At 63.5% G+C, this 13,107-nt stretch carries 11 protein-coding genes; 1 reads left to right on the forward strand and 10 read right to left on the reverse strand.

Annotation, left to right across the window (positions count from 1 at the left end):
- Nucleotides 1-106 precede the first annotated feature (106 nt).
- The 4 genes from leuB to SR882_RS06550 all read right to left on the reverse strand — a co-directional run bounded on the left by leuB (nt 107) and on the right by SR882_RS06550 (nt 3,801).
- Nucleotides 107-1,162 carry a 3-isopropylmalate dehydrogenase gene (leuB, locus tag SR882_RS06535; protein ID WP_322522396.1) on the reverse strand — a complete coding sequence of 352 codons (1,056 nt, stop codon included), beginning with the start codon at nt 1,160-1,162 and terminating at the stop codon, nt 107-109.
- A gap of 63 nt (nt 1,163-1,225) precedes the next feature.
- A complete protein-coding gene (gene leuD / locus SR882_RS06540; RefSeq protein WP_322520453.1) occupies nt 1,226-1,888 on the reverse strand; it encodes a 3-isopropylmalate dehydratase small subunit in 663 nt (220 codons plus the stop codon).
- A gap of 13 nt (nt 1,889-1,901) precedes the next feature.
- Nucleotides 1,902-3,305 carry a 3-isopropylmalate dehydratase large subunit gene (gene leuC, locus SR882_RS06545; RefSeq protein WP_322520454.1) on the reverse strand — a complete coding sequence of 468 codons (1,404 nt, stop codon included), beginning with the start codon at nt 3,303-3,305 and terminating at the stop codon, nt 1,902-1,904.
- A gap of 88 nt (nt 3,306-3,393) precedes the next feature.
- Nucleotides 3,394-3,801: a DUF2237 family protein gene (locus SR882_RS06550; protein WP_322520455.1), complete on the reverse strand. Its 408-nt coding sequence runs from the start codon at nt 3,799-3,801 to the stop codon at nt 3,394-3,396.
- Between the two features lie 108 nt (nt 3,802-3,909).
- On the opposite strand from SR882_RS06550, the gene SR882_RS06555 reads away from it, so the two are divergent.
- A complete protein-coding gene (locus SR882_RS06555) occupies nt 3,910-4,803 on the forward strand; it encodes a LysR family transcriptional regulator (protein ID WP_322520456.1) in 894 nt (297 codons plus the stop codon).
- Between the two features lie 13 nt (nt 4,804-4,816).
- On the opposite strand, the gene SR882_RS06560 is transcribed toward SR882_RS06555, so the two are convergent.
- The 6 genes from SR882_RS06560 to SR882_RS06585 all read right to left on the reverse strand — a co-directional run bounded on the left by SR882_RS06560 (nt 4,817) and on the right by SR882_RS06585 (nt 13,008).
- Nucleotides 4,817-5,659: an HAD-IIB family hydrolase gene (locus tag SR882_RS06560; RefSeq protein WP_322520457.1), complete on the reverse strand. Its 843-nt coding sequence runs from the start codon at nt 5,657-5,659 to the stop codon at nt 4,817-4,819.
- On the reverse strand, nt 5,652-6,902 hold the full coding sequence (locus tag SR882_RS06565; protein ID WP_322520458.1) for an amylo-alpha-1,6-glucosidase: 1,251 nt from the start codon (nt 6,900-6,902) through the stop codon (nt 5,652-5,654). Before SR882_RS06565 ends, SR882_RS06560 begins: the two co-directional genes overlap by 8 nt.
- A gap of 103 nt (nt 6,903-7,005) precedes the next feature.
- Nucleotides 7,006-8,292, reverse strand: coding sequence for an organoarsenical effux MFS transporter ArsJ (gene arsJ / locus SR882_RS06570; RefSeq protein ID WP_322520459.1), 1,287 nt, complete (start codon nt 8,290-8,292; stop codon nt 7,006-7,008).
- 20 nt (nt 8,293-8,312) lie between these two features.
- Complete coding sequence (locus tag SR882_RS06575; protein ID WP_322520460.1) at nt 8,313-9,326, reverse strand: ArsJ-associated glyceraldehyde-3-phosphate dehydrogenase; 1,014 nt, start codon at nt 9,324-9,326, stop codon at nt 8,313-8,315.
- 461 nt (nt 9,327-9,787) lie between these two features.
- Entirely contained in the window at nt 9,788-10,171 is a 384-nt protein-coding gene (gene gloA / locus SR882_RS06580; RefSeq protein ID WP_322520461.1) for a lactoylglutathione lyase, read from the reverse strand.
- A gap of 104 nt (nt 10,172-10,275) precedes the next feature.
- Entirely contained in the window at nt 10,276-13,008 is a 2,733-nt protein-coding gene (locus SR882_RS06585; protein WP_322520462.1) for an EAL domain-containing protein, read from the reverse strand.
- Between the last annotated feature and the right edge of the window lie 99 nt (nt 13,009-13,107).

Below are 13,107 nucleotides of genomic sequence, written 5' to 3' on the forward strand. Positions count from 1 at the left end.
AGCGTTTGCGGGTCGGCGGCATGCGTTCGGCTGCCGACCCTGAATCTGACACGATGAATCTAGCCTAGCGCATCACGTCGGGCGCACGAAGAGATCCATCCGTCACTCAGGCGTTCAGGGCGTCGACGACGGCCTGGCCCAGGTCGCTGGTGGATACCTGTGTCATGCCTTCCTGCATGATGTCCGGCGTGCGCAGCCCCTGATCGAGCACGGCGACGCAGGCGTTTTCGATCCGCTCGGCCAGGTCACCTCGACCGAAGGAATAGCGCAGCAGCATGGCCGCAGAAAGAATCGTGGCCATCGGGTTCGCCACGCCCTGTCCGGCGATATCCGGCGCCGAACCGTGGCTGGGCTCATACAGGCCCTGCCCTGTCTCGTTGAGTGATGCTGAGGGCAGCATGCCGATCGAACCGGTCAGCATCGAGGCCTGGTCGGAGAGGATGTCGCCGAACAGGTTCTCGGTGACCATCACGTCAAACTGCTTGGGTGCGCGCACGAGCTGCATGGCGGCATTGTCGACGTACATGTGCGACAGCTCGACGTCCGGGTATTCGGCGGACAGGCGGTTCATCACCTCTCGCCACAGTTCGGAGGTCTCCAGCACGTTGGCCTTGTCGACCGAGCACAGGCGCTTGTTTCGCTTCTGTGCCGCCTCGAAGGCGACACGACCAATGCGTTCGATCTCGGCCTCGTTGTAATGCATGGTGTTGAAGCCTTCGCGCTGGCCGTCGACTTCGCGGATGCCGCGCGGCTGACCGAAGTACACCCCGCCGGTCAGCTCACGCACGATCAGGATGTCCAGCCCCGCGACCACCTCGGGCTTGAGCGACGAGGCATCCGCCAGGGCGCTGTACAGCATCGCCGGACGCAGGTTGGCGAACAGCCCCATCGTCTTTCGGATTGCCAGCAGGCCGCGCTCCGGGCGGAGCGGGCGGTCGAGCTCGTCGTATTGCGGGCTGCCGACGGCGCCCAGCAGTACCGCGTCGGCCTTCTCGGCCTGTTGGCGGGTAATCTCGGGGAACGGTTCGCCTGTCACATCGTAGGCGGCACCGCCGATCAGCCCGTCGGTGAACGACAGTTCCAGGTCGCTGCCGGCCACGACGGCCTTGAGTACATTGACCGCCTGCTCGGTGATCTCCGGGCCGATGCCGTCACCCGGCAGGACGAGAATGTTCTTCTGGCTCACGGTGTTGGGTTTCCTTATCTTCAGTCTGTTGTTTGCTATTCAGCCGCCGACGTTGCCACGCATGTCGTTGAACAGCCACGGTGTCTTTTCCATCTGCGCCGTCTCGTAGGACTTGATCTTGTCGGCGTGCTCCAGGGTCAGCGCGATGTCGTCGAGCCCCTCGATCAGACAGTGCTTGCGGAAACTGTCGATCTCGAACTCGTAGGTGGCACCGTCCGGGGCCTTGACCACCTGGTTCGGCAGGTCGATTTCGAGCTCCAGGCCCGGGTTCGCCTCAACCGACTTGAAGATCGCCCCGACCTCTTCTTCTTTCAAAGCAATGGGCAACAGGCCATTCTTGAAGCTGTTGTTGAAGAAGATGTCGGCAAACGACGGGGCGATCACGGCGCGAAAGCCGAAGTCGGTCAGTGCCCAGACGGCGTGTTCCCGCGACGAGCCGCAGCCGAAATTCTCGCGCGCCAAGAGGATGGTGGCACGATCGAACGGCTCCTGGTTGAGGACGAAGTCCGGATTCTTGCGCCGCTGGCTGTGATCCATGCCCGGCTCACCCGGGTCGAGGTAACGCCAGTCGTCGAACGCCGTCGGCCCAAAGCCGGTGCGCTTGACCGACTTGAGGTATTGCTTCGGGATAATCGCGTCGGTGTCCACGTTCGAGCGGTCAAGAGGCGCGACGATTCCCTTGTGGGTGGTGAATGCCTGCATGTTTCTGTCTCCCTTACGCTTGACGGACGTCGACGAAATGGCCGGCGATAGCCGCGGCAGCGGCCATGGCCGGGCTTACCAGATGCGTGCGACCGCCCTGCCCCTGTCGACCCTCGAAGTTGCGGTTCGAGGTCGAGGCGCAACGTTCACCGGGTTCAAGACGGTCGGCGTTCATCGCCAGACACATCGAACAGCCCGGCTCGCGCCACTCGAAGCCCGCCTCGAGAAAGATCTTGTCGAGTCCTTCCTTCTCGGCCTGCTCGCGCACGAGGCCCGAGCCCGGCACCACCATGGCCAACGTGACGTTGTCGGCCACGTGGCCGCCCTTGATGGCGGCGGCCGCGGCCCGCAGATCCTCGATACGCGCGTTGGTGCACGAGCCGATGAAGACCTTGTCGATCTGGATGTCGGTCATCGGCGTGTTCGCCTCGAGTCCCATGTAGGCAAGCGCCTTGCGCATGCCCTCGGCCTTGACCGGATCGGACTCGGCCGCCGGGTCCGGGACGCGCCCGTTGACCGGCCCGACCATTTCCGGCGAGGTGCCCCAACTGACCTGCGGCTCGATCTTTGTCCCGTCGAGGACCACCACCTTGTCGAATTCGGCATCGGGATCGGACTTGAGGGTGCGCCAATACGCCGCGGCCTGCTCGAACATCTCGCCGGTGGGCGCGAACGGCTTGTCGCGGAAGTAATCGACCGTCTTCTCGTCGACCGCCACCATGCCGGCTCGGGCACCCGCCTCGATCGACATGTTGCACACGCTCATCCGCCCCTCGATCGAGAGTGACTCAATGGCCGAACCGGCGAATTCGATCGCGTAACCGGTGCCGCCGGCGGTACCGATCTTGCCGATAATGGCGAGCACGACGTCTTTCGCGGTCACGCCCGGCCCAAGCTCGCCATCGACGCGTACCTGCATGGTCTTGGTGCGTTTCTGCAGCAAGGTCTGGGTGGCCATGACGTGCTCGACCTCGGAGGTGCCGATGCCGAAGGCCAAGGCGCCGATCGCGCCGTGGGTGGAGGTGTGCGAATCGCCGCAGACCACGGTCGAGCCCGGCAGCGTGAAGCCCTCCTCGGGCCCGATGATGTGCACGATCCCCTGGCGCAGGTCGGCCATCGGGAATTCCTGGACGCCGAATTCCTGGCAGTTGCGGTCCAGCGTGCTGACTTGCTCGCGCGAGACGGGATCGACGATCCCGCCCGCCCGGTTGGTGGTCGGCACGTTGTGATCCGGCACGGCCAGCATGGCCCCGGTGCGCCACGGCTTGCGACCGGCCAGGCGCAGCCCTTCGAAGGCCTGTGGGCTGGTCACCTCGTGAACGAGGTGCCGATCGATATAGAGCAGCGCCGTGCCGTCCCCCTGTTCATGGACGACGTGCGCGTCGAAAAGCTTGTCGTAGAGCGTCTTTCCAGCCATTGGCGTTTTCCTCCGGATGGCCCGGTTCGGCATCAATTGCCGCCCGGGCAGGTATCCGTGTTCTCAATAAGTTGGGGCGTCATTTTCGCTAAAACTCGTAAAACCCGTCATCCAGTCCCGAGGCCGGCGGGTCGACGGCGTGTTCGATCAGATCGCGCAGCTTGATGACCCGCAGCACCTCGTGGTGCGTTGAAGCCAGCACCACTGGCGGCGCCACGCCGGCCTCGAAGGCCTCTCGCCACCGCCAGGCACATACGCACCAGCGGTCCCCGGCCCTGAGCCCCGGAAAATCGTAGGCCGGAATCGGTCGGCGCAACTCGTTGCCCTGGGCGGCGGTGTAATCGAGAAACGCATCATCGAGCTCCGCGCAAACACCATGCACGCCGCCATCCTCGGCCCCGACAAGGCATCGGCCATCCCGGTAAAAGCCGGTGACGGGGTCCACCGAGCATCTCGCCAGCGGCAGACCGAGCACGTTGAGGGCATCTGTTTTCATGCCGGGATGATAGTGGCATCGGCTTAATAACTAAAATGGAAATACCGCATGAAGCCCATTCCAAATAGTTATACTTGAGCGCTATCAGTTCGACTTCGGAGAGAGACGATGAACCCCCTGCACCTCGACACCCAGCAGTTGCTGACCTTTCTGGCGGTAGCGGAAAGCGGTTCGTTCTCGGCGGCGGCGACGAAGCTGCACGTCAGCCAGCCGGCCGTATCCAAACGGCTGGCGCAACTCGAGGAGCGGTTGGGGTTCCGTTTGTTCGATCGGCTCGGTCAGCGGGTCGTGCTGACCTACCGAGGTGAGCAGTTGCTCCCGGCCGTGCGCGAGGTGCAGAGCTGCCTGGATGACATCGTGGCGGCGGCCGAGGTCAGTGGCGAGACGCTCAGCGGCCGGCTGGCCCTGTCCCTGAGTCACTATGCCGGGCTGCACCTGCTGCCGCAGGTGCTCGAGCGATTTTCGGAACACTATCCCGAGGTGCTGCTCGACCTGAGTTTTCACGACTCCGAACGGGCGATCGAGCAGGTCGCGCTGGGCGAGTCGGCCCTGGCCTATGCCACCCTGCCGCCCCGCCTCGACGATCGCGTGCGCACTCGCGTGCTCTGGGAGGAGACCATGCAGCCGGTGGTGGCTGAACGGCATTGCCCGAGCGGTCGGCCACCGACGCTGGATCGAATCGGCAAGCGACTGCCACTGATCCTGCCTGCCGAGGCCACCAGTACCCGCATGGCCATCGACCGGTGGCTCGACGACCGGCGATTGCTGCCCCCGGCGATCATCGAGATCAACCAGCTCGATTCGATCGCGGTGCTGGCCGCGACTGGGGTTGGATGGGCCGTGCTGCCCACCACCCTTCAGCGTGAAGGATTGGTGCGGCTCGAATGTGGCAACGGCGTGCTGCCCACACGTCGCCTGGGGCGGATCGAGGCGGTCGGGCGGGCGCGAAATCCACTCGCCGAGGCGTTCATGGCGATGGTGGAGGGGCATGGCGAGGACTGAATCGCCCTTTGCCTCAGTCAATCTCCAGCCAGGATCGGGCCTCGGGAATGAAGTGGACGATGCCTTCGAGAATGCCCGCCGCGTAATTGCCGTTCAGGCCAAGCCAATCGCCGCGCGCGATGTACAGGCAATTTTCGATACCCCGCTCGGCGGTGGCATGGCGTGCGGCCTGCTTGACCTCCTCCCGGGCATTGGCCACCACGATCGCCTGAAGACCGCTCGTCAGCGCCGGCAGGTCGTTGCCGCTGTCGCCGGCGAAGACCGTCCGTGCCGGCGGCACGTGCAGGTGCGCCTGGAGAAACCGGATCGCATGGACCTTGGTGGCCCCGGCCGGCAGCACATCGATCAGCCCGACATCGCGCATCTCGTCGATGCTCCAGATGACGCTGCTGCGCACCCCCATGCTCGCCAGGCGCTCGCCAATCCGCCCGGCCAGCGCCTCGCCATCCAGATCCGCCGGGGCGTAGTAACTGAGCTTGTAGGTATTCTGCTTTGCCGGTTCCTGGGGCTCGATATCCGGGATGTCCTCAAGCATCCCGGCGAGCGTCTGACGGTCCTTGCCGGCCCAATCCGAGGCAATCTCGTTCGCCCAGGCCTCCCAGGGATGCCATGTGCCCTCGTCGATGCGATAGATCGTCGTGCCCACGTCGCCGATGGCGAAATCCGGTACCGGCAGCGCGAACTCGTCGATCGCCGACTCGAGCAGGTGGCGGTCACGTCCGCTGACGTAGGCCAACGTCACCTCGGGGCGTTGGACCAGTCGCCGGAACAGATCGCGCGCATCCCGTGATTCGGGCTGGTGACCGTTCGGGATCAATGTCCGGTCGAGGTCGGTACAGACCAGCAGTTCACTCATCGTCATCGATCCGGAAAAGTGGTTGTCCCTGGAGGGCGTGATGCGCGGTGACCGCGGCGGCGGCGCTCCATCCCTGGCATCGTGTTCCGCCCGGCGTGAGCTTCCGCCCGTGCACGAATTCCGGGAATGACCAAGGCTCATCTTCCATCCGCAAGGCATTGGCCGCGTGGATGGCATCGAGGTGCAGTCGGGCCTTTACCGTGTGCCCGCGGCTGGCCAGGTCGGCGACATAAAAACCGGTGAGCATCGGCCAGAGACCCCCGTTGTGAAACTCGTACGGCTTGTTCTTGAAGGTGTACGAGAACATCACCTGCAGGCTTTCCCAGTCCCGGTCCACCGGCTCGATGATGGGGTGAAAGGCCGGCAGCAACGGCATGGCCTCCGGCGTGATCTTCGCGATATAGCCATCGACCTGATCGCCTTGCCAATCCTTCGCTACACGGAACAGATTGGCCAGGACATTGGCGAAGGCGTCAAAGCGATAACCGTAGCCGGTCGGCGAGAAAAATGGCATCCAGTATTGATCGTCACGGTGCGGCGCGGCCTTGCGCCCCTTTTCGTACAGCACTTCGTGGTAAATGTCGGCCGGCTCGTTGCCGTTGAACCAGAAGTTGCTGCGGATCAGGTGCAGCAGTCGCGTGGTTCGGTCCTGGAGTTGATGATCGGCCGAACCGTGGACATGGGCATGGATCCGGCAGAACGAGCGTAAGGCCTGCAAGTAGAGCAGCTGGTCGTAGAGGATGTAGCCGGACTGGACATATTCGTCGGCCCAGTCACCGGTCTGCGGCACGTAGATCAGGCCGCGGTCATTGAACTCCCACGCCCCGAGCAGGAAACGCACGCGCTCCAGCGAAGGCAGGATCTCCGCCAGGAAGGTGTCATCCCCGCTGGCATGCCAGTACTCGGCGCAGCCGATTACGAACCAGAGATCCGCATCCACGCGCCCGGTGGTGCCGCCGTAGCTGATCCGTTGCGTGCTGGTATCGACATTGCTGGGGATCTCGCCATGGGGGCCCTGGTGGCGCGCCAGCGTGCCGAGTGTCTGACGCATCGTGGTCACCAGTGACTCTTCCCCGGTCATCAGTGCGGCCAGGCCGATGATCACCCCGTCACGGGCCCATACGCGGCGGTAATTGTCGCGCTGGGTGGGCGAGGCAAGGAACCCGTCATCCGTCGCGCATTGGCGCACCAGCTCCATGGCCCGTTCCAGGCCTTCCTTGCGCATGTCGGATGATTCCGTCATTCCCCGATCCACTCTCATTCCGGCAACCGTCACGCAATTGAGTGTAGTGGGTAGAACGCATGGAAGGAACAACGGGCAGAACCGCCACGAGCTGTGGCTGACGCTACTCGACGGCGTGACCGCCGTCCCCGCTGAGGCCGGATTCCAGCGCGACGAGTCGCAGACTCAGAAGGCCCGCGATCATCACGAACGCCAGCGCAAAGCCGAGGCTGCCCGCGATACCCAGCCACTGGTAGCTCGCCCCGGAGAGCACCGTCCCCAGCAATCGGCCGCCGGCGTTCGCGGCATAGTAGAAGCCGACGTTCTGCGAGGCCTTCTCATCGGCCGAATAGCGCAACACCAGATACGAGTGGGTGGCCGAATTGAGCGCGAAAACCACGCCGAAGAACGCGAGTCCGAGCGTGATCATCCAGCCCGCGGTCTGGCCCGAGGCAATGGCCAACAGGAGTGCCCCCAGCGGCAGGACCAGGGCAAAACTCCAGGCGACGGCAGTGCGGGCACCGGGGCCATCACGTGGCCCATCACTCGCGCCATCGCCGTTATTGCCGGGGTGTCGTCCGGCCTTCGACCGGCGTGCGCCAAGCAGCCAGGGAGCCGCCGACTGGACCAGCCCGTAACCGATCACCCACAGGGCGAGATACGCCCCCACCCAGTGGAAATCCCAGCCGATCGATACCAGGAAGACCGGCAACGCCACCACGAACCAGACATCGCGGGCGCCGAACAGGAACAACCGTGCCGCGGCGAGCCAGTTAATCAGCGGCTCGCGGGAGAACATCTGCCGAAACCCGCTCTTGCCCTTGATCGCGCCAAAACCGCCCGGCAGCGTCAGGGTCATCAGGAACCCCACGCCCAACAGCGCGGCAAGCAATCCCATGGCCCCCTGGAATCCGAGCGCGGCGAGCAGCACGGCGCCGAGGAAAAACCCGGCGCCCTTCAAGGCATTCTTCGAGCCGGTGATCCAGGCAACCCAACGAAACAGCTGCGCGTTCCCTTCACGCGCCACCAGCTTGACCCCGGCCTTTGCCGACATCTTGTTGAGGTCCTTGGCAATCCCCGAAAGCGCCTGGGCCAGCATGACGTAGACCACGGTCAGCCAGGCATCGGGCACGGTCAGCATCAGCAAGGCGACGATCTGCAGGCCGGTACCGACCTGCATGGTCCGGTTCAGCCCGATGCGCGCCCCCAGCCAGCCCCCAACCAGATTGGTGACGATGCCGAAGAACTCGTAGAAGAGAAACAGCATCGCGATGGCGAATGGCGAATAGCCAAGCTGGTAGAAATGCAGCACCACCAGCATGCGAATCGCCCCATCGGTCAGGGTGAACAGCCAGTAGTTGCCGGTGATCGTGAGGTAATGGCGCAATGCCTGGGTCATGGCAAGGGGCATGGTGACTCCAGATGCGTGTTTCAGTTCCGACCGATCATCGACACCAGCTCGACCAGCCGCTGGGCATAGCCCCACTCGTTGTCATACCAGGCCAGTACCTTCACGAGATCACGGTCGATCACCATCGTGGACGGCGCATCGATGATCGAGGATCGCGGGTCATTGGTGTAATCCACCGAGACCAGCGGGCGCGTTTCGAAACCCAGGATGTCTTTCAACTCACCCTCGGCGGCCGTGCGCAACAGTTCGTTGACTTCATCGACCGTGGTGCAGCGACCGGGGGTGAAGACGAAGTCGGTCAGCGAGGCATTGAGCAACGGCACCCGGACGGCCAGCCCGTTGAGCCGCCCGTCGAGCTCCGGAAAGATCGCGCCGATGGCCTTGGCCGACCCCGTGGTGGTGGGTGACAGCGACATCGACGAGGCCCGCGCGCGCCGCCAGTCCTTGTCGCCCTTGTCGACCACGACCTGCGTATTGGTCAGATCGTGCATGGTCGTCATCGTGCCTCGCTCGATGCCCAGGCCCTCGTGCAGCACCTTGACCACCGGCGCCAGGCAGTTGGTGGTGCAGGAGGCCGCGGTAACGACCCGGTGACGTCCGGGATCGAACAGATCGTGGTTGACCCCCATGACGACGTTCAGCACGTCGTCGTGCTTGACCGGGGCGGCCACCGCGACGCGCGACACCTCCTGCTCCAGGTGCGGGATGATCTCGTCGAACTGTCGCCAGCGACCGGTGGATTCGATCACCACGTCGACCGCGGAACGGGCCCAGTCGATTCCCTCGACGGACTCGCTCTGGGTAAAGCGAATAGCCCGCCCGGCCAGCGTCAGGGTGTCGCCCTCCCCCGCGATGGACTGTGGCCAACGCCCATGCACCGAGTCGAATGCGGTCAGGTGGGCCATACACGCCGCATCGGCCGAGGTTTCATTGACATGCACCACTTCCAGATCGAGTTCGGGGCGTTCGGCCAACGCCCGGAAGGCCAACCGGCCGATACGCCCGAAACCATTGATACCTACCCGAATCGGCATGCCTGAACTCTCCGTTGGTGTCGATGACCACGATCTACGCGACCACCGTATATGGAATAAAGAATATAGCGCAGGCTACCCCGTGAACATGACAGTCCCGTGTCGACCGGCAACGGTGGCCAGGGGCATGCCACCTCGGCGCGGCGGGTGACAGACACGGATCAACCATAAACCGACTCGAATCGCCCCGGTTTTCAGGCCAACCGAGTTTTTCACAGAAACTGTGGATAACTGTGTGGATGAAACCCAGAATGGTCGGTCGCACAAGGCAGGAGACGTTGTTGGTTAATTTTTAACCAAACCGTTGCATTCGGACCGCAATTCAATAAGAACAATGGGTTAGCGCATGTCGTTCGCTAACTGACTGATTCATCGTCCAAGAAAAAGGCGCAACCCACGTTGCGCCCCGCTTGATGTGGAAAATACCGGCTGTCAAGGCTTGACAGCGGTCGTTTTTGCCCTCACTTCGCGCCGATCAATTCGATGGCATAGCCGTCCGGATCCGCGACGAAGGCAATGATGGTCGAACCGGCATTCATCGGGCCGGGTTCACGCAGGATCTTGCCCCCTTTCTCACGAATTTTTTCGGCGGCCGCGTAGACATCATCGACCTCGATCGCGATGTGCCCGTAGCCGTCACCGAGGTCGTACTGGTGATCACCCCAGTTGTAGGTCAGTTCGAGCACCGCCGTTTCGCTCTCCTCGCCATAACCGACGAACGCCAGCGTGAATTCGCCGGCCGGATAGTCCTGTTGGCGCAACAACTTCATGCCGAGCACGTCGGTATAGAAAGCCAGCGACTTTTCCAGGTCACTGACGCGGATCATGGTGTGAAGCATGCGCATGGGTCGTCTCTCCCAATGGAAATGAATCGAAATCTGGTTTGAATCGGTGGCGCGAGACTGTAGACGATCAGCTCAATCCGTGCGAGCAGGCTCAGCGGCGCGGTTCAGCGCTTGTCCAACGGTGTGGGGCGATGGAGGAGAAAGCCCTGGATGTAATCGACCCCCATCTCGGTCACCTGTCGGTACTGGTCCTCGGTTTCCACCCACTCGGCCACGGTCTGTGCGCCCATGACGCGGGATACCTGGACGATGGCGGAGACGATGACCGCCGCCACGGGGTCGTGTGACAGGTCTTCGACCAGTCGCCCGTCGATCTTGACGATGTCCGGGTTGAGGCGCCGCAGGTACTCAAACGAAAGAAAACCGCCGCCGAAGTCGTCCAGGGCAAACCGGCAACCGATGCGGCGCATCGCCCCGATCAATCGCTCGGCTTGATCCAGGTTGATGATTGCTGCCGTTTCGGTGATCTCGAAGACCACCCGGGCCGGGTCCACGCTCGAGTCGCCAAGCTCCTCGCGGATGAAGTCCAGCATCTCGGGCTCCTGCACCGAGTGCGCCGAGAGGTTGATGCTCAATGTGCCGCTATCCGTTGGCTGTCGAGCGAGCCAGCGGCAACTCTGGCGAATCACCCAGCGATCGATGTCACCCATGGCATGATGTTTCTCGGCGATCTCGATGTATTCACTGGGAAATCGCAGCCGCCCGTTGGCATCGGTCACGCGCAGGAGCATCTCGTGAATCGTCGGGAGGCCCGCCTTCATCGGGGCAATACGCTGGGCAGCGAGATCCAGCCGGTCCTCGGCGATCGCCGCGCGCAAGGCGTTGAAGCGTTCGATCTGCTGCTCGCGCTCCAGCAACTCGGTGTCCTCGCCCGAGAACTGCACCACCCGGTCGCCGCCCAGCCGTTGAGCGCTCTGGCATGCACGCTCGGCATCTTCCAACCGGCGCGAGGCCAGCAGGTCGTCGCTGTCGATCCGGGTCACGCCGACACTGGCCTTGAGCCGCAGGTGTTCGTGCTCGTCCGGCAGCCGGAAGGCGTGGATGATTTCGAGCACGTCACGGGCGACCAGCACGCAGGTATCGCGGCTGGACAGCGGCATCCAGATGGCGAATTCGTCGACCCCCATGCGTGCAAGCACCGCATCCGACGGCAATTCCAGCGAGAAATGGCTCGCCAGCGAGGCGAGGATGCGGTCACCCAACTCGCGGCTGCCGATTTCATTGAGCAGCCGAAATTCGTCCAGATCCGTCCAGATCAGGCAACTGGCGTGGATTGGCTCGTTGCGGGGTGCCTTGCCGGGCATCGCCCGGGAGAGGAATTCCTCCATGGCTTCCCGATTAAGGACCCCGGTCAACCGGTCGTGCGTGGCGCGATAGGTCAGCAGGGCATTGGCCGAGCGCAGGTCAGTGACATCCAGTATCGACATGAGCAACTGGGTGTCGCCTTCCGCCTCCAGCCGACTGAGCTTGAGGTTGACGTCGAAACGTTGATTATCACGCTCGATCACGCCATCGACCGAACGCGTTTCACGCGTCTCCACCCGTTCGACCAGGTCGCCGAACGCGCACTGCGCCGATAACCCCTCGATCTGTAGATTGAAGGCCTCACAGAAGGGCCGCCCGATCAGTTCCCCGTCGAACTCGGGGCGGGCAAATCCCTCGACCGCCCGGTTGGTGAGCAGGATGTGTCCCGAGGCGTCGGTGAGCACCGCGCCGGTGTGCAGGCCGGAGAAGGCACGGCGGAGCCGGCGTTTTGCTGCGCCCAGTCGTTTAGCGGCGCGCCGCGCCTGCCAGGCGAACAAGGCCAGCACGGCGGCCAGGATCAGCACCAGGTAATGCCAGAAGTGCCGCAGCAGGGAGCCGGGCGAGATCGGGTCAGGCAGCCATTTGTCACGCAAACGATCGACGATCGAGTAATCCAGAGGCGTGCGCCATCCGGCGATACGCGCCTGCTCGGCGGCCGGTGCGTCGGCGGGCATCGCGATCAATTGACGGGCAACGCGGGTCGCGAGCCCGTCAGGGGCCTGGCCGGTAGCGGCAAACGGCCATTCAGGGACCAACGGTGTATTGCTGGGATACGGAAACCCCTGGCGCTCCGCCGTCCCGACCGGAACCAGTGGACTGTCGGGGTAGGCGTCCAGGTAGCGTTGAAAGAAGCTCGAGCGCACCACCCCGGCATGCGCCCGGCCATCGAGCACGGCATCCACGACGGCGGCCAATGGCAATCCGGTGAATATCGGCGTGATCTGGTATTCCACATCCAGCCCGGCATCCTCCAGCGCCTGCATACCGAGCAGCCAGCCACCCAGCGCATTCGGACTGGTCCCGGCCACCCGGGCACCCACCAGATCACCCAGTTCCTCAAAGCCAGCGCCCTGCCGGGTAAAGATCACCGCACCGAACTGTTCCAGTCGCTGACCATTGCCCTTGACCACCAGGGTCGCCAACGGCCAGATGGAGTCGAGCCGGGAGAGTTCGGAAAACTGCAGCGATTGCGTCAGGACGAAATCAAGCCGCCCTTCAACAAACGCATTGCGCAACTGGGAAAGGAACAGGGGACGGATGACGAAGCGATAGCCCGGGTTGCGCTCGCTCAGGTAGTCCGCGGTGGACTGCCAACGGCTCACCGCATCATCCTTGCCGGCGTACGCGAGCACACCGATATGGATCGGCGTTGGCGCGGCATTCGGGCCCGTCTGTGCCTGGGCCGGGCTGACCGCCGAGGCCAGCATAAGGGCGAGTAGCGCAGACGCGATCCATCGAACAGCGATGACAGTGGCGAAAGCGGCTGTCTGTCGCGTCATGTCCACTGCCCAATCCGTGCCGGATCGCGGCATGTCATCGTCACCATCAACGTCCCTTCGTTATCCAGCGTCAATGCAGAACCATCGCGCTCTTGGCGATCGGCAGCCAAAATGGCCCGGTTTGCGTGCCCT

The sequence above is a fragment of the Guyparkeria halophila genome, from assembly GCF_034479635.1.
Classification (GTDB): Bacteria; Pseudomonadota; Gammaproteobacteria; order Halothiobacillales; family Halothiobacillaceae; genus Guyparkeria; species Guyparkeria halophila.

Excerpts from the sequence above, each read along its gene's own strand:
- leuC (WP_322520454.1), bottom strand. The coding sequence starts at position 3,305 with ATGGCTGGAAAGACGCTCTACGACAAGCTTTTCGACGCGCACGTCGTC.
- SR882_RS06585 (WP_322520462.1), bottom strand. The coding sequence starts at position 13,008 with ATGCCGCGATCCGGCACGGATTGGGCAGTGGACATGACGCGACAGACA.
- SR882_RS06565 (WP_322520458.1), bottom strand. The coding sequence starts at position 6,902 with ATGACGGAATCATCCGACATGCGCAAGGAAGGCCTGGAACGGGCCATG.
- arsJ (WP_322520459.1), bottom strand. The coding sequence starts at position 8,292 with ATGCCCCTTGCCATGACCCAGGCATTGCGCCATTACCTCACGATCACC.
- leuD (WP_322520453.1), bottom strand. The coding sequence starts at position 1,888 with ATGCAGGCATTCACCACCCACAAGGGAATCGTCGCGCCTCTTGACCGC.
- SR882_RS06575 (WP_322520460.1), bottom strand. The coding sequence starts at position 9,326 with ATGCCGATTCGGGTAGGTATCAATGGTTTCGGGCGTATCGGCCGGTTG.
- gloA (WP_322520461.1), bottom strand. The coding sequence starts at position 10,171 with ATGCGCATGCTTCACACCATGATCCGCGTCAGTGACCTGGAAAAGTCG.
- SR882_RS06550 (WP_322520455.1), bottom strand. The coding sequence starts at position 3,801 with ATGAAAACAGATGCCCTCAACGTGCTCGGTCTGCCGCTGGCGAGATGC.
- SR882_RS06560 (WP_322520457.1), bottom strand. The coding sequence starts at position 5,659 with ATGAGTGAACTGCTGGTCTGTACCGACCTCGACCGGACATTGATCCCG.
- SR882_RS06555 (WP_322520456.1), top strand. The coding sequence starts at position 3,910 with ATGAACCCCCTGCACCTCGACACCCAGCAGTTGCTGACCTTTCTGGCG.